The following is a 15,704-nucleotide window of genomic DNA, read 5'->3' as shown; positions in this document are numbered from 1 at the left end:
TTATAGGAGGAATAAAACATGGCTCGTTTAGACGGGAAAATTGCGATTATCACTGGTGCTGCTCAAGGAATGGGTGCATCACATGCACGGAAATTTATCGAAGAGGGCGCGAAAGTCGTTTTAACCGATTTAAATGATGAAAAAGGAAATGCCCTTGCAGCAGAACTTGGCGAAAACGCTTTGTTCGTCAAGCACAATGTCACAAGTGCTGATGATTGGGCAACGGTCGTAGCCGAAACAGAAAAAGCCTTTGGTCCGGTAAATGTTTTAGTTAACAACGCTGGGATTACTATGGCAAAATCGATACTAGCAGTAACGGAAGAAGAATACCGCCGCGTCGTCGACATTAACCAAGTTTCCGTATTTTTAGGAATAAAGGCCGTTATCCCATTCATGCAAAAAGCCGACGGCGGTTCCATTGTCAATATTTCATCAATGAATGGAATTGTTGCTGGTGCTATCGGTTATACAGATACAAAATTCGCTGTTCGTGGTATGACAAAAGCAGCTGCAATCGAATGTGCTCATTACGGAATTCGTGTAAACTCTGTACACCCGGGAGTTATTGCAACCCCAATGGTTGTTCAAGAAGATACAAAAGCTGCAGTAGAAGAATTCTCTAAACATATTCCTTTAAAACGTGTTGCACAACCAGAAGAAGTTTCAATCTTAGTGGTTTACTTAGCCTCTGATGAATCAAGCTATTCAACGGGAGCTGAATTCATCATTGATGGCGGCTTAACGGCCATGTAAGGCAAGCATAAACTTAATGAAGAATTAGGTAATCAAACTGAAAACTGAAATAAAAAAATATTCACCTGAATCATTTTATTTAAACTTTGATTAAATGCAACATCAAGAGTTGCATAAATATGGTTGATGGCGGTTCTATTATGCTTCGATAAGCATCACATATGTATTTTAATTACTTGTAGCTCTAAAGAAAAGCCTATTCAAGATATATTGGTCTTGAATAGGCTTTTTTACTTTTTGGAAAATAAACCTCATTTACTTATGATACGGTTCACCATATCATAAGTAATCATAATATAAGTAATATTGTTCCGACCGTTATGACGATACCACCTATTATCGTGTGTTTGGCCGCTTTTTCTTTTAAAATAGTAAAACCCAATACCATCGTGATAACAACGCTAAATTTGTCAATCGGAGCCACAACGGAAACTTTCCCAATCGCTAGTGCTGCAAAATAGCATAACCATGATAAACCAGTAGCCACTCCAGATAGTACTAAAAAGATGTACCCTTTTTTCGAAATGCTTTTCAATTGCTTATGGGTTCCTTGGAAAAATACAATGACCCAAGCAAATAACAGGATCACAATGGTCCGTAGAAAAGTAGCCAGATTGGAATCGACGTCTTCCATTCCGATTTTTGCTAATATCGATGTTAAGGCGGCAAATATTGCCGCTAAAATGGCATACACAATATATCGCTGGGATCCAGAAAATCGTTTCTTTTCTTCATTTTTTCCGATCAATATAAACGTTCCAATTGCTATAATTGCTCCCCCAGCCATAACCAGAGGTTCTGCTGGCTCCCCTAAGAGAAGGATAGAGAAAATAATGGTAAGCACTACACTTGATTTATCAATAGGTACAACTTTGGAAACATCACCAATGGCAAGTGCTTTAAAGAAAAATAACCATGAAAAACCCGTAGAAATACCAGATAATAGAATAAACCATAAAGCGCTAGTAGAAATCTGAGGAATCGTGTCAAGCTGGCCTGTTATGATTACAATGATAAATGCCATGATTAATACCACAATCGTCCGAATGGCTGTCGCTAAGTTGGAATTTACATTTTCAATACCGACTTTTGCTAAAATCGCTGTAAATGAAGCAAATAAAGCTGCCAATAATGCTAAAACAATACTCATTATTCACCTGCTTTTTTCTATGTTTATTTTTTTTAAGGGTCTTGTCCCACTTTATCACTACTACCATTATGTACGACTATTGTTCTCAAATCTCCTTCTCATTTTTTATGTTTTATTTAAACTTCACTTCGAATACAATTGACGAACGATTCAACCAATAATTAATTGAAATCGAAAAAGGCTTACTACAAATAAAGTTAGTAAGCCTTTTTGATTATTCTAGGTACTTTATGATACAAAGGTCCAGATTAGTCCTGGCTTAAACCTCTCATGATTATTAAATACTCTACGCACCATTTTATTAAATCCGCGATTTATTCCATCTGCTGGCCTTCCATTTTGTATTTGGTCTCTATATTGGCTCATCTGTCTGACAAAGTCACGATTGCTTGAAATATATACATTTTGAATGGCTGCGTCAGTAGCCCTTACCTGTTGTGCAATTTGATCTTCAATGTATGGGCTAAGTTCGCCATGAAAGTCATCATCCATAACAACCGCAACATACGCATTACGATTTGCAACAATAATATTGGCACGTTTTACTTCATCTAAGTTCTGAACATTATCTTCTGCTTCATCCACTATCCGTAAGCCTGTTTTATTAGTAGTATTAGTAGTTGTGTTAGTGTTTGTAAAGTTTAATTTGGGATTCCCTAAACTATTTCCTATATTTAAAGCACCAGTATTTCGGTTATTCGTCTCGCCGTGCTGATCTGTTTCTCTTCCTTCTTCCTTCATATTACACCCAGTGACCAATGCAGAAATGCATAAGCAGGTGAACAGGATTTTAAATTTCTTCATATTATTCCTCCTAAAATGAGTTCAAGCTTACAATTACCTTTATCCCCATTTTTTATGTAGAGATTCGGAGGAATTTTTTTAAAAAAGAATAAAAAGAAACCATTCAAAACACACTAAAACATTGATGAACTTGTTTGAGGAGGAGCAATATGGATAGTGTATTTGATTACGAAGATATTCAATTGATTCCGGCAAAAAGCGTGGTGAATAGCCGTTCTGAGTGTGATACTACTGTGTCTTTTGGAGGCAGAACCTTTAAGTTGCCTATAGTGCCTGCTAATATGCAGACCATAATAGATGAAAAGGTTGCAATCTACTTAGCGGAAAATGGTTATTTTTATATCATGCATCGATTTGAACCTGAGAAGCGGTTGAATTTTATTAAAGATATGAAATCAAGTGGGTTGTTCGCCTCTATTAGTGTTGGAGTCAAAGAAGAAGAGTATCGGTTCATTGAGCAAATAGCTGACGAACAGCTTTCTCCGGAATATATTACGATTGATATCGCGCACGGTCATTCCAATGCCGTGATTAAAATGATTCAACATATTAAGAAATACTTGCCGCAAAGTTTTGTGATTGCTGGAAATGTGGGTACTCCTGAGGCTGTTCGAGAATTGGAGCGTGCGGGTGCGGACGCTACAAAGGTTGGGATTGGACCAGGAAAAGTATGTATCACTAAGTTAAAAACTGGATTTGGAACGGGCGGCTGGCAATTGGCGGCTCTTCGTTGGTGTTCAAAGGCAGCAAGTAAGCCGATTATCGCTGATGGTGGTATTCGTACACATGGTGATATTGCGAAATCAATAAGATTTGGTGCATGTATGGTAATGATCGGTTCTTTATTTGCTGGCCATGAAGAATCTCCAGGTGAAACCATTGAAAAAGATGGAAAGCTCTATAAAGAATACTTTGGCTCTGCCTCGGAATATCAAAAAGGTGAACGAAAAAATGTAGAAGGCAAGAAAATGTTAGTGGAGCACAAAGGTTCATTAATCAATACTCTAGTTGAAATGGAGCAAGATCTTCAATCCTCTATTTCGTATGCTGGCGGAAACAAATTGGAAGCAATCCGTTTTGTCGATTACGTCATCGTGAAGAATTCTATTTTTAACGGGGATTAAGTGTATTAAAGCTTGTAGTTCAACAAGTGAGAACAATAGAAATAATAATAACGAAAGCTTGTTATCTAATCTGAGACCAATTAGAAATATTAATTAGGTCTCTTTTTATTTTTTTGTCGAGTTAAAATTGATATATTTTTAACATTATTGAATATATATAGTTTAAACCAAATTTTCACTGGAAAGGGGAATCTTCTCTTATGGATGTCTGCATTTCTTGTGGAACGGAGTTATCTCTCCCGGAGAGGAATAGATGTGAATGCTGGGATTGCAGGGATACGACAACGGAGGCATATACAGAAGATGAATAATGTGGCAGGTACTGATTTTAGTCCATTTATGGAAATTTATAGTGAAATTATTTAAGAGACACCCTATCACTTCGATATGGTGTCTCTTCTTTTTATCATTCATTAACCCATGAAAGCCCAATTGTTCCAACACCCGTATGCACACCTGCAACCGTAATGAGCATTAATTTTTCAGTTTTTATATTTGGAAATGTTTCATTTATTAATTGTTCAAGCCCGGCTGCCTTTTCTCGATCGTTCGCATGGACAATGGCAACTTTCTGAACTGTTTTTGTATCAAGGTCATCCTTTAAATTATTTACCAGCCAAGCAAGTGCCTTCTTTTCAGTTCGGACTTTATCTTTAATCTTTGCTGCCCCATCCTCAATGGATAAGATCGGTTTAATATTGAATAGCGAGGCAAGTATTTTTTGACTTCCAGACACTCTTCCGCTTTTGTGAAGCTGGTCTAGGTTTGATGGTACCAAAATTAAACGAGTATGTTCCCGTAGGTTATTCAATTGGGAAACAACCTCTCCAATTTCGTGTCCCTGTTCCACTAGTTCTATCCCTCTTTTCACTAAATAGGATAAAGGATACGAACCCGTACGGGAATCAATCGCAAACAATTTAAATCCAGCCATTTCCGCTGCCAATACAGAGGTTTGATAGGTGCCGGTTAAGGTACTAGAAGCATGAATAGCTACGCCAAAGTCATATTCTTCTTTTAACCTCTCATAAAGATCTACAACGTCTCCGATATTCGGTTGAGATGATTGAAATTTCCCTTCCTCATTTTTCATTCGTTCATAGAAATCTTCTGCGGTAATATCAATTGTTTCTTTATAAAATTTATCATTAATAACAACGTGCAAAGGTATTATATGTATATGATTCTGTTCAATAAACTCTTTGCTAAGAGAAGCAGTCGTGTCCGTAATCCAGGCTATTTTAGGCTTGTTCATTTTATCCTCTTCCTTCAATGAAATTCTCTTAATCTATATAGGAATATCTTAAAATAGTAGTATTGTAACGAGGTTAACATTACAAAAATGAATACTTTCTCACAAGTTATATTTGTCATATATGACAAAGTTATTACGGTCTAAAAAGCACTTTTGTCACCGCTTTGACAAAATTAAATCAAAATTAACCTGTTTGAATTTAAATAGTGGTATAGTAAAGGAAAGTATTTTTACTATTTCAAAAATATAATTATCAGAGGTTTCGACATTTGTCAGTTTAGAATGATTCAATTCTGTTTAAAACTGAACCTAATAATAAGAATGAGGTGTGAGCATGAAACAGGAGATTTCATTTATTCCAAGAGAACAATTAAAGGCAAAGCCTGACACCGCTTCACTTGGTTTCGGGAAGTATTTCAGTGATTACATGTTTGTGATGGATTATCATAGTGACTTGGGCTGGTTTGATCCGAGAATTGCTCCTTATGAGCCGTTAACACTCGAGCCTTCAGCAATGGTTTTTCACTATGGACAAGCGATCTTCGAAGGAATGAAAGCATATAAGACTGAGGATGGGTCCATCCAGCTATTCCGTCCGGAGAAAAATATGAAGCGATTCAATGAATCATGTGATCGGCTTTGTATTCCCCAAATAGATGAGGAATTTTTATTAGAAGCGATCAAGCAATTAATTATTACGGAAAAAGATTGGATTCCAAATGGTAACGGGACTTCACTTTACATTCGTCCGTTTATTTTCTCAACTGAGGCCTATCTTGGTGTACGCCCTGCAATGCAATATAAATTGTTGGTTATCCTCTCCCCATCTGGAGCTTATTATGGCAGCCAATTAAGTCCCGTTAAAATTTACGTGGAAGAGCAATACGTCCGTGCGGTAATCGGCGGAGTTGGCCATGTAAAGACCGCAGGTAACTATGCAGCCAGCCTAAAGGCACAAGAAAAGGCAGACGCAAATGGCTATGCCCAAATTCTTTGGCTCGATGCGAAAGAGAATAAATATGTTGAAGAAGTCGGCAGTATGAATATCTTCTTTAAAATAAATGGTGAAGTAGTAACGCCAAAATTAAATGGCAGCATTTTACCAGGGGTCACGCGTGATTCAGTGATTCAATTGTTAAAATATTGGAATATTCCTGTACGTGAAGAGAAAATATCCATTGATGAGGTATTTGCTGCTCACAAGCGCGGTGAACTTGAGGAAGTATTCGGAGCGGGAACCGCTGCTGTTATTTCACCGGTTGGTGAACTGACTTGGAAAGATCAATCCATTATAATCAATAACAATCATATCGGTCAGCTATCCCAAGACATTTATGATGAAATGACTGGAATACAACTTGGGAAAAAAGAAGATCCTTTTAACTGGACAGTGAAAGTTGGACAAGTAGAAGTTTAATATCATATCGATTAAATGAGTAAAGATCCAGATGTCCTGGATCTTTTTTTATGGGTTGAGGAACTACACACTTACTTTATTAAATGGACAAATTAAGGAAGGGAAATAATTGAAACAATGAGTCTATATTTCTCGTCTTAGATAATGAATAGATTTTAGATAGGAAAGGAATTACGATTTTGAAACTTAACTGGAGAGGAAGACTATTACTCACATTATTTATTGGTCTTATCATTTTATTCTTTATGCAAAACCCTATGGGATCAAGCTTTCTTAGGGATTTAAATATAAGTAATTCCACCCCTTTACCAACCGAACTTCATCCGATTGTGAAAGAACGAAGCACTCAATTAATCCAACAATCTGCTGCTAAAGGTATTGTAATAGTAATTACGGATGACTTCCGCAGTGTGGAAGATCAGGATCGACTTTTTGAAAAAGGCCGGACTGTGGCTGGAAATATCGTAACCAATGCAAAAGGAGGAGAATCATATCATAACTTTGGGCTGGCCATTGATTTTGCCATAAAAACCCCTTCAGAAAATGTGATTTGGGATATGCAATATGATGGGAATCTGAATGGAAAAGCAGATTGGAACGAGGTAGTTGAATTAGCCAAAGCTTTAGGATTTGAATGGGGCGGTGATTGGACTCAATTCAAAGATTATCCCCACTTACAAATGAGCTTTGGGTTAACACTTGCTGACTTACAAAATGGAAAGAGACCAGCTAAATCATCCTTAACAGCGGATACCAATTAAGGGGAGCAGTGAAGCAGCCCTATCTCGCCTAAACATCGTTTTTCACAAAAAGATAAGCCTGATAAGAAAATCAAGATCCAGATAACCTGGATCTATTTTAATAAGTTCTTCTATCTTTATTTTGATGACGAAATACGCATCACTAGTAAAGAATGTTATGATTGATTGACAGTTATAGATTTTACAAAGATTGTTTACAATGCTAATAATGATAAATACAACTGATAGGATGAAGAGATGAAAACAGAAGTCTGGTTAAAAGTGAAATCAAAGTTCGTTAATAAATATAAAAACGGCTACCCCCTTATTACAAAAGACACCATAATGAATCCTAATGTTCTAGATGAAGAAGGTAGAACCATAAACCTTGTTGATGAACAGGACAACTTTATTTCCAAAGGCTATTATGGTAAGCAAAATAAAGGGCTCGGTTGGGTGCTTAGCAGCAAAGAAAAGGAGCAGTTTGATCATAGTTTTTTTGAAAAGACATTGAAGGCTGCCTTCGATCAGAGAGAATTTTTTTATAACAGTTCTGAAACAACAGCATTTCGAGTATTTAATGGTGAAGGCGATGGAATCGGTGGTTTAACGATTGATTACTTTGATGGTTATTACTTGATTACCTGGTACAGCAAAGGCATTTATCATTTCCGAGAATTTATTATAGATTCATTGAAGGAACTTGTGAAATATAAGGCCATCTATCAGAAAAAGCGTTTTGATGAAAGTGGTAAATACATTGAAGAGGATGACTTCGTCACAGGTGAACGAGGAGAGTTCCCAGTTATCGTGAAGGAAAACGGCGTCAATATTGCCGTGTATTTAAATGAAAGTGCTATGGTCGGTGTATTCTTAGATCAAAAGGATGTAAGAAAAGCATTACGAGATGAATATACACAAGGGAAACGGGTATTAAATACATTCTCCTATACTGGAGTGTTTTCAGTGTTTGCCGCTTTAGGAGGCGCAAAGAAAACGACAAGTGTCGACCTCGCTAATCGAAGCAAACGTAAAACAATAGAGCAATTCCATGTGAATGGAATTGCATATGAGGATCAAGATATCATTGTTGAGGATGTATTCAACTACTTCAAATATGCTGTAAGAAAAGGTCTACTGTTTGATGTCGTTATTCTTGATCCTCCAAGTTTCGCAAAATCAAAAAAGTTTGTCTTTAGTGCCGAAAAAGATTATAAAAACCTGTTAAAGGAAGCCATCTCAATAACTGAGGATAACGGAACGATCCTCGCATCCACCAATTCTAGTTCTTTTGGTATGGATAAATTTAAAGGATTCATTGATACAGCCTTTAAGGAATCAAAAAAACGCTATAAAATAATGGAAGAATTTTCACTCCCTGAAGACTTCAGAACCAATAAACATTACCCAGAATCTGACTACCTAAAAGTAGTCTTCATTAAAAAGATAAGATAAAGTTCCAGTCCATAGGAATTTACTGTCCACTCCACACGGACAGTGTCCACGGACGGTGACAGGCACCATCACTTGAACAATTTTGTATTTTCTGTTATATTTAAAATTAATTAAATATTTTCTTACTTCATTACCTTTTGAAGTGAGGATAGAGGCGCAAAGACCATTAGTACGCAATTTGAGGATAGTGAGGTCCTATGATGATTGTGGAAAGGGGAATTTGCCGAAGCGGATAGAATCTCATTTTTCTAGACCGCTGGTTCTGCTATTGAAGAAATACAGAACTGTCATATAGGGAAACTATATGGAGGGCTATCTTACGCAAAGGAACGTTTTTTTATTATGTTTCTACTGCAGCAGCGAGCCTTCGTTGCTGCTTTTTTGCGTTTACTTTTGATTGACCTGAACTACCTCTAATTTTTCTAAAAAATTATGTAAAGGGTGAGCATGATGAATTTTGGCCAAGTTTTAACAGCTATGGTAACGCCATTTGATCAGCATGGAGAGATTGATTATAACGCAACCAGAACACTAGTAAATTACTTAATTACTAATGGAACTGATGGATTAGTAGTTGCAGGAACTACTGGAGAATCTCCAACATTAACAACAGAGGAAAAAATAGCGTTATTCAAATTCGTTGTCGAGGTTTCAGCCGGCAGGGTGCCTGTCATTGCTGGGACAGGATCAAATAACACAAGAGCTTCGATCAGCTTAACGAAACAAGCAGAAGAAGCAGGCGTTGATGGAATTATGCTCGTAACTCCATACTATAATAAGCCCTCTCAAGAAGGACTGTTCCAACACTTTAAAGCAATTGCCGAAGCCACTTCCTTACCAGTAATGCTTTATAATATTCCTGGACGCAGTGCCGTAAACATGTCCGTAGAGACCATTGTCCGACTTTCTGAAATTAGCAATATTGTGACAGTCAAAGAAGCAAGCGGTAACTTAGATGCGATGGCAGAAATCATTAGCCGTACTCCAAATGATTTTACTCTATACAGTGGAGATGATGGATTAACATTACCAGTTTTAGCGATTGGTGGCGCTGGAGTCGTTTCCGTTGCTTCCCATATCATCGGCAATGAAATGCAGGAAATGATTACACAGTTTAAAAATGGTCGTGTTCAAGAAGCAGCAGCTTCACATCGAAGTCTTGTTCCAATCATGAAAGCATTATTTGCAGCACCAAATCCTACACCTGTAAAACAGGCATTAAATATGCAAGGTGTCCAGGTTGGAGATGTCCGCCTGCCAATGGTTCCTTTAAATGAGGAAGAAAAAAGTGCACTCAAAAACTCCCTGCCAGCTAAGGCATTAGTATAAGTTCGATTGCAATTTTCCTGCCCCCCTTTGGGGCAGGTTCTTTTTTTCTCTAATATTCACAAATATTACAATTATCTATATAATCTTTTTCCCCATTAGACTGTATAATACGAGTTGTTACATCCTTAATCCCCTCCTCTTTACCTCTCTATTTGTTTTCCAAAAAAATTTGAAAGCAGGTTAATTTATGAAAAACAGAAAAAAGAAGAATTCTAGTGGTAATAATATGCCGGAAATAAAAGCATGGGCCATCCCCATTGGAACTCCACAAGAAAGACAGAAAGTATTCATGGACTTAGCAATTAGTTCTGAGTTTCAAATGAGTAATCGAGGTCTCGTCTTTTATTATGGAAAAGATTTGATCGACTACAAACGTGAAAAGCGCACTGATCTTTACCGCAATGAATTTCTCCGAGTTCTTTCAAAATTCATGACTGATTGTTTAGAAGATAATTGCCCTTCCTCCTGGGACCTATGTGGATCTTCCTTTTGGGAAAAATTCATCTATTACTTTTATCCCCAAAACATTAAAATCTCACCAGCTAAAAAAGAAGTAGAAAGCTTCCTGTTCCAATTGAAGAAGTTTGTTCATTGGCTCGATAAACGAGTTGGCACCCATTACTATCCTGAAATCGAAAAATACTCCACTGAAGCTGCTTTTGATTTAAAATCCTGTGAACACCTATTAAATAGCCTTTTTATGATTCATTTTCCCCAAGCTAATAGTGATGGCTGGGATCCTGAACAAGAATTAGAGAGACTAACTCAGTATGGTACCCAATTTACAGATAGTCAGGAAGGTGTGTTCGAGGTAACAAACAAAATTGAAGATACAGTTATATTGACTGATCTAAGTTCTAATCATACCTATTATGTAAAAGGTCTTCCTTCTGATTTTGTAAATTTAGGGATGATTTTGAGTGGTGTGATTGGCAAAAGAAAACAAGAAAAACATTGGAATTGGTATATTACTGTGGCCGTTAATCCTCAGCAAGCAAAACCTTTTACTCCCTTATTCCTTACCTGTTAAACAAAATGGTATACTCAAAAAAACAGTATTGATGATACAATGTTATCATCAATACTGGTTTCTTGTTATCCCAACAGGTACGAGATAATATCTTTATTTGTAGATTTAAGGGATTCTGGTATATCGTCACGCGTTGACTTCAATACAAAATAATATGTATTGCTGCCATCTTGATAATAGTTATATTTCAGCATATCCCTTCCACTTCCCAACTTTGTTATTACCTGTTCAAAAAATTGACTTTGAGTCATCGTATCCACTGATCCTAAGTGAAATATTCCTTTGAGCTTATTTTCAATAATGAACCGCAGCTGTCTTGCTAACTGTACATCTAAAAGATTATTACATACCAGATTGCTGTAGACATCTACCCCTTTAGCATTTTTAATGTTTTCTTTGATCATGTTCCATCTTGGAGAATCCTTCCCCCATATTGCCGGAATTCGGAGAATAATAACTGTGTCAGCTAAAATGTCCTTTAGCATATTTTCACAATCAATTTTAAAATTCCCATAATCTGATTCTGCAATTGGTACATCTATTTCTATGTGAGGTTTTGAAAAATCTCCATCAAATACATTTGTTGTTGAAAAATAATAAAGACGACTATTAGTGTTTCGTAATTCCTCAGCCATTTCTTTATGAAACTTAAGCTGTTGATCAAACTCTCCTCTAAGGCAAGAAATCACAATATTAGGTTGAATAGAAGATATTATTTCCTTCAGCTTATTAATTTCCTGAACATCCAATTGGAACTGCTTATCATCGGGGAGACTGGTCATTGACGTAGTAGAATAGGTTCCGTATACTTCATATCCGCCTTTAAATTCATTGATTAAGGCTCTTCCAACAAGACCGCTTCCACCAAGAATAAGTACCTTTTCCATTGCTATACCTCCATTCACTTTACTTTTTTGTTAATGAACATCTTTTGAAAAAAATTTAATTTTGTATGCTCTCAAAAAAAACAATTCTATTTCCAAATGGATCTAAAACACTGACCTCTTGAGTATTCCAGGGGGTTTTTTCGATACCAGGACGAGAATATTTGTATTTCTTAGAAAGCAGATTTGAATGGAATAGCCCAATGTTTTCTACTTCTATCCTAATCGCAGCCCCAGGACAGCAATCTCCATGATGCTCTGAAAGATGAATGATACAACTGCCATTTGATATTTGCATATAGAGAGGCATTTCCATCTCAAATCGATGTTCCCAATCCAACTTGAATCCCAAATAGGTTAAGTAAAATTCTTTTGCTTTTTCCTCATTAAATATACGGAGGATTGGTGTGGAACTTTTCATTGTACTATCAGATTTATTCAAAATATTCATCTCCTTTGCTTAATTTCTCCTCATTTTGTCTATCATTATAAAAAGTGATTGAGTTTGTTTAATTCATCAATTGCCTCATGCCCTGCATAAGTTTGACTCCAAGTAAATATGATTAAAATAAGTATCCTAAAAAAGGAGTTGTTTAAATGGTAATCTTTAATAAAATCGCTCTATTTTTTGTGGTTTTATACTCTGTCATCATTATCTTAAATACTTATTTAGGAGAAACTGAACGGGTACAATCCAATGTTATTTACTTTTTAATGAATGGGTTTGCATATATTGTATCGGCAATGGACATTGAAAAAAGAAAAGTGGAGCTGTCGAAGTCATAGTATATTCTGAATTTCTTAAAGTAATTAAACGTTTGATTAGTTCTTTTACATCCTTTGAAAACCCCTTTATACCAAGTGGTCATACTATTTAATCAAACGTTTGATTAGTTTTTATTTCAGCAATTTTCTTTAATTCTATTGCACGCATAACAATATATCTTTTCAAGTATTTCTCTAAAAACAATTTATCGATTAAGACTCCAATGGGACCGAACCGTGACTTATATTGAAAATGATCAACCATCGAAGTCCCCTCTTCTTCTGCATAAAACTGGTGAATATGTATGAAAGACTTAAATGCTCCCTTTACCATTTTATCTACAAAACTATGGGGCTCTTCCATAAATATTACTCTAGATGTTAACCGTAGTTTAATCCCAAAGTGTACAGCCTCCCAAGTTACACTGTCCCCTTCCTCCAGCAGTCCCTTTGTCACACCCCCAACTGCCTTTTCCTTTGTTTTCAAGGTAGTTTGCGCATGAATTCCGACGTCTCTGGCTAAGTCAAAACAAACCTCAATTGGCGCATTAATTAATTGTTTGTGCTCTATCACAGGCATTTCTAATTACTCCATTTCTACCCTTCATTACAGGGTATTCCAGCTTACAATATACTCAGTGTGCACCGTTGGTAGTGGTAAAGCTGGATTTTCCATAGTCCAACGACCTTTAATATCTAATTCCTTACAGGCTAATTCAAACTGACACATGGCAATTCCCATATCCAATAGCTGCATATCGTATCCTAATTTTGAGCTATAATTCGGTGTATGCTCAATGTAAAAATGACAGACCTTTCGATTAGTAGACAATACGAGTCTCCATGGCTGTTTATTAGAAGCAGATGGTCCAAGCCTAACCATTTCAATAGGTGATTCAAGTAAATCAGCATTTTCTTTTTTCAAGGGCAAATCGAATGTTGAATCATAAAATAGCTTATCCCATGGCTTTTTATTGTCTGCTTTTACTACGTATCGGAGTGCCTTATCAAAGACCCGCTGTTTTTGGTTCGGATAGCCGATTGGTGTTATGCAGGGTATAAAATCTCCTTCTTCTAGCTGGATTTCCTGTTCAAACGAATTTCGATTGAACGTCCCTCCCATCCAACATGTACCCATCTCTAACTCTGTTAACCATAAAACTAATTTTTGAAAGGTGTATGCAAACTCAATTAAGGAGTATTTACTATTTTGTACGACCCCGACCAAATAAGCCTGTGGATTTTTAATAAATCCATATGTACCTAACTTTATTCCTTTATCACTTATATTGTTGGTTACTTGAATGAACTCGATTCTACCTTTACTTCCAAATGGTCCAATTAAGTTCTCTTCATTGTTTATGTATTCCTTTATTTTTTTCACATGGGAATCTTTTAAGTTTTGAATATCAAATGTCCTAATTGACTGGCGTTTTTTCATGGTTTCAATGGTAATTTTTTCATTACTCATCCTTATTCCTCCTTTCAATACAAACTACTTAGTATCCACTCCTATTGTAACCACACACTCATAAGAATCCTAGAAAAAGGTAATCGTTCGTTCCCTTTTCCTAACGCTGTGTTAAACTTCTCTGTTGATTTCCCTCCAATCAACAGAGTGGCAAAATCAACATTTAGATTAAACACAGTCTTCCTAAAAAAATCCAAATAAAAAGAGTGATTACTATTAATAGCAATCACTCTTTTAGAAGTATTTATGGGCCTAAATGGACTCGAACCATCGACCTCACGCTTATCAGGCGTGCGCTCTAACCAGCTGAGCTATAGGCCCTTAATTGGAGCGGGTGATGAGAATCGAACTCACAACATCAGCTTGGAAGGCTGAGGTTTTACCACTAAACTACACCCGCAGTTAAAGAAAAAATGGCTGGGCTAGCTGGATTTGAACCAACGCATGTCGCAGTCAAAGTGCGATGCCTTACCGCTTGGCTATAGCCCAATATTAGATAAATTAAATGGGGCGGCTGATGGGAATCGAACCCACGAATGCCTGAACCACAATCAGGTGCGTTAACCACTTCGCCACAACCGCCAAAATAATAATGTTGAGGTTTAAATCGTGTAAACCTAGTTAGTTTAATTGGTTGCGGGGACAGGATTTGAACCTGCGACCTTCGGGTTATGAGCCCGACGAGCTACCAGACTGCTCCACCCCGCGACAATAAAAATAATAATATTCTACTCATGCCCATAGTTTGAATGGACTGTATCAATCTCAGTAAGCCTATGCAAGCAGCAGCTCAATTGATACAACTCGCAGCTATTTCAGTGAAGTAACGCTCGTTGCTCCACCCCGCGACAATAAAAATAATAATATTCTACTCATGCCCATAGTTTGAATGGACTGTATCAATCTCAGTAAGCATTTGAAGATTATTTTCACTTCGTGAAAAAATCATGGTGGAGGATGACGGGATCGAACCGCCGACCCTCTGCTTGTAAGGCAGATGCTCTCCCAGCTGAGCTAATCCTCCACATTAATGAAAGTTCTTAACGCTGGCATGAAAGGAAAGTTATTTTCGCTAACGCGAAAAAACTATGGTGACCCCTACGGGATTCGAACCCGTGTTACCTCCGTGAAAGGGAGGTGTCTTAACCACTTGACCAAGGGGCCAATCAAAAATTCACAAAACAAAAGCCCCAAAGGGGCAATGCCTGGCAACGTCCTACTCTCACAGGGACAAAGTCCCAACTACCATCGGCGCTGAGAAGCTTAACTTCCGTGTTCGGTATGGGAACGGGTGTGACCTTCTCGCCATTGCTGCCAGACTATTTATTTTGAGGTTTCATTCCCTCAAAACTAGATAACCAGAAGAAGTTGTAAAACGAGTTCGCTTTAAAAATTGGTTAAGTCCTCGAACGATTAGTATCAGTCAGCTCCACACGTTACCGTGCTTCCACCTCTGACCTATCAACCTGATCATCTTTCAGGGTTCTTACTAGCTTGACGCTATGGGAAATCTCATCTTGAGGGGGG

The 15,704-nt window shown here is 37.1% G+C and carries 16 protein-coding genes, 7 tRNA genes, 2 rRNA genes and 1 riboswitch; of the genes, 9 read left to right on the top strand and 16 right to left on the bottom strand.

The window, feature by feature from the left end; genetic code table 11:
- Positions 1-18 precede the first annotated feature (18 nt).
- On the top strand, positions 19-753 hold the full coding sequence (locus TR08_RS26155) for a glucose 1-dehydrogenase (protein WP_045523276.1): 735 nt from the start codon (positions 19-21) through the stop codon (positions 751-753).
- Between the two features lie 289 nt (positions 754-1,042).
- Here TR08_RS26155 and TR08_RS26150 read toward each other — a convergent pair whose 3' ends face one another.
- Positions 1,043-1,903, bottom strand: coding sequence for an EamA family transporter (locus TR08_RS26150; protein WP_045523274.1), 861 nt, complete (start codon positions 1,901-1,903; stop codon positions 1,043-1,045).
- A 228-nt stretch (positions 1,904-2,131) separates the two neighbouring features.
- On the bottom strand, positions 2,132-2,707 hold the full coding sequence (locus TR08_RS26145) for a YhcN/YlaJ family sporulation lipoprotein (RefSeq protein ID WP_045523268.1): 576 nt from the start codon (positions 2,705-2,707) through the stop codon (positions 2,132-2,134).
- A 149-nt stretch (positions 2,708-2,856) separates the two neighbouring features.
- Between TR08_RS26145 and guaC the strand changes: the two genes are divergently transcribed.
- On the top strand, positions 2,857-3,831 hold the full coding sequence (gene guaC, locus TR08_RS26140) for a GMP reductase (protein ID WP_045523262.1): 975 nt from the start codon (positions 2,857-2,859) through the stop codon (positions 3,829-3,831).
- A gap of 204 nt (positions 3,832-4,035) precedes the next feature.
- Complete coding sequence (locus tag TR08_RS32860) at positions 4,036-4,197, top strand: hypothetical protein (RefSeq protein WP_193747853.1); 162 nt, start codon at positions 4,036-4,038, stop codon at positions 4,195-4,197.
- Positions 4,198-4,237: 40 nt separating this feature from the next.
- On the opposite strand, the gene TR08_RS26135 is transcribed toward TR08_RS32860, so the two are convergent.
- The gene (locus TR08_RS26135; protein WP_045523351.1) at positions 4,238-5,086 is read right to left on the bottom strand and encodes a DegV family protein; all 849 of its coding nucleotides are present in this window, start codon (positions 5,084-5,086) and stop codon (positions 4,238-4,240) included.
- Positions 5,087-5,420: 334 nt separating this feature from the next.
- On the opposite strand from TR08_RS26135, the gene TR08_RS26130 reads away from it, so the two are divergent.
- The 5 genes from TR08_RS26130 (at position 5,421) to TR08_RS26110 (ending at position 11,057) form a co-directional block, all read left to right on the top strand.
- The gene (locus tag TR08_RS26130) at positions 5,421-6,503 is read left to right on the top strand and encodes a branched-chain amino acid aminotransferase (RefSeq protein ID WP_045523260.1); all 1,083 of its coding nucleotides are present in this window, start codon (positions 5,421-5,423) and stop codon (positions 6,501-6,503) included.
- Between the two features lie 245 nt (positions 6,504-6,748).
- Positions 6,749-7,264: a M15 family metallopeptidase gene (locus tag TR08_RS26125; protein WP_081954662.1), complete on the top strand. Its 516-nt coding sequence runs from the start codon at positions 6,749-6,751 to the stop codon at positions 7,262-7,264.
- 237 nt (positions 7,265-7,501) lie between these two features.
- On the top strand, positions 7,502-8,698 hold the full coding sequence (locus TR08_RS26120; RefSeq protein ID WP_045523257.1) for a class I SAM-dependent rRNA methyltransferase: 1,197 nt from the start codon (positions 7,502-7,504) through the stop codon (positions 8,696-8,698).
- Between the two features lie 141 nt (positions 8,699-8,839).
- Positions 8,840-9,021, top strand: a riboswitch (Lysine riboswitch).
- 127 nt (positions 9,022-9,148) lie between these two features.
- The gene (gene dapA, locus TR08_RS26115) at positions 9,149-10,027 is read left to right on the top strand and encodes a 4-hydroxy-tetrahydrodipicolinate synthase (RefSeq protein WP_045523255.1); all 879 of its coding nucleotides are present in this window, start codon (positions 9,149-9,151) and stop codon (positions 10,025-10,027) included.
- Between the two features lie 187 nt (positions 10,028-10,214).
- Entirely contained in the window at positions 10,215-11,057 is an 843-nt protein-coding gene (locus TR08_RS26110) for a hypothetical protein (RefSeq protein WP_045523254.1), read from the top strand.
- A gap of 65 nt (positions 11,058-11,122) precedes the next feature.
- Here the strand turns inward: TR08_RS26110 and TR08_RS26105 are convergent, their stop codons facing one another.
- Both TR08_RS26105 and TR08_RS26100 read right to left on the bottom strand, forming a co-directional pair.
- A complete protein-coding gene (locus tag TR08_RS26105; protein WP_045523253.1) occupies positions 11,123-11,944 on the bottom strand; it encodes a sugar nucleotide-binding protein in 822 nt (273 codons plus the stop codon).
- Between the two features lie 55 nt (positions 11,945-11,999).
- Complete coding sequence (locus TR08_RS26100) at positions 12,000-12,362, bottom strand: glyoxalase superfamily protein (protein ID WP_370576411.1); 363 nt, start codon at positions 12,360-12,362, stop codon at positions 12,000-12,002.
- Between the two features lie 176 nt (positions 12,363-12,538).
- On the opposite strand from TR08_RS26100, the gene TR08_RS26095 reads away from it, so the two are divergent.
- Entirely contained in the window at positions 12,539-12,727 is a 189-nt protein-coding gene (locus TR08_RS26095; protein WP_045523249.1) for a hypothetical protein, read from the top strand.
- A gap of 88 nt (positions 12,728-12,815) precedes the next feature.
- Here TR08_RS26095 and TR08_RS26090 read toward each other — a convergent pair whose 3' ends face one another.
- The 11 genes from TR08_RS26090 to TR08_RS26040 all read right to left on the bottom strand — a co-directional run.
- The gene (locus tag TR08_RS26090; protein ID WP_045523247.1) at positions 12,816-13,286 is read right to left on the bottom strand and encodes an SRPBCC family protein; all 471 of its coding nucleotides are present in this window, start codon (positions 13,284-13,286) and stop codon (positions 12,816-12,818) included.
- A 27-nt stretch (positions 13,287-13,313) separates the two neighbouring features.
- Positions 13,314-14,177, bottom strand: a complete 864-nt coding sequence (locus TR08_RS26085) for a nitroreductase family protein (RefSeq protein WP_045523246.1) — start codon at positions 14,175-14,177, stop codon at positions 13,314-13,316.
- Positions 14,178-14,424: 247 nt separating this feature from the next.
- Positions 14,425-14,498 (bottom strand) — tRNA-Ile (locus TR08_RS26080).
- Between the two features lie 5 nt (positions 14,499-14,503).
- A tRNA-Gly gene (locus TR08_RS26075) sits at positions 14,504-14,577 on the bottom strand.
- Positions 14,578-14,591: 14 nt separating this feature from the next.
- Positions 14,592-14,666: transfer RNA gene (locus TR08_RS26070), tRNA-Gln, on the bottom strand.
- A gap of 17 nt (positions 14,667-14,683) precedes the next feature.
- Positions 14,684-14,759: transfer RNA gene (locus TR08_RS26065), tRNA-His, on the bottom strand.
- Between the two features lie 49 nt (positions 14,760-14,808).
- Positions 14,809-14,885, bottom strand: a tRNA-Met gene (locus TR08_RS26060).
- A 240-nt stretch (positions 14,886-15,125) separates the two neighbouring features.
- A tRNA-Val gene (locus TR08_RS26055) sits at positions 15,126-15,201 on the bottom strand.
- A gap of 65 nt (positions 15,202-15,266) precedes the next feature.
- A tRNA-Glu gene (locus TR08_RS26050) sits at positions 15,267-15,341 on the bottom strand.
- Positions 15,342-15,380: 39 nt separating this feature from the next.
- Positions 15,381-15,496: ribosomal RNA gene (gene rrf / locus TR08_RS26045) — 5S ribosomal RNA — on the bottom strand.
- A 74-nt stretch (positions 15,497-15,570) separates the two neighbouring features.
- A 23S ribosomal RNA gene (locus tag TR08_RS26040) occupies positions 15,571-15,704 on the bottom strand; the annotation flags it as partial.

The sequence above is a fragment of the Neobacillus niacini genome (assembly GCF_000759675.1).
Classification (GTDB): domain Bacteria; phylum Bacillota; class Bacilli; order Bacillales; family Cytobacillaceae; genus Neobacillus; species Neobacillus niacini_A.
This window is presented reverse-complemented; position numbering and strand designations above follow the sequence as displayed.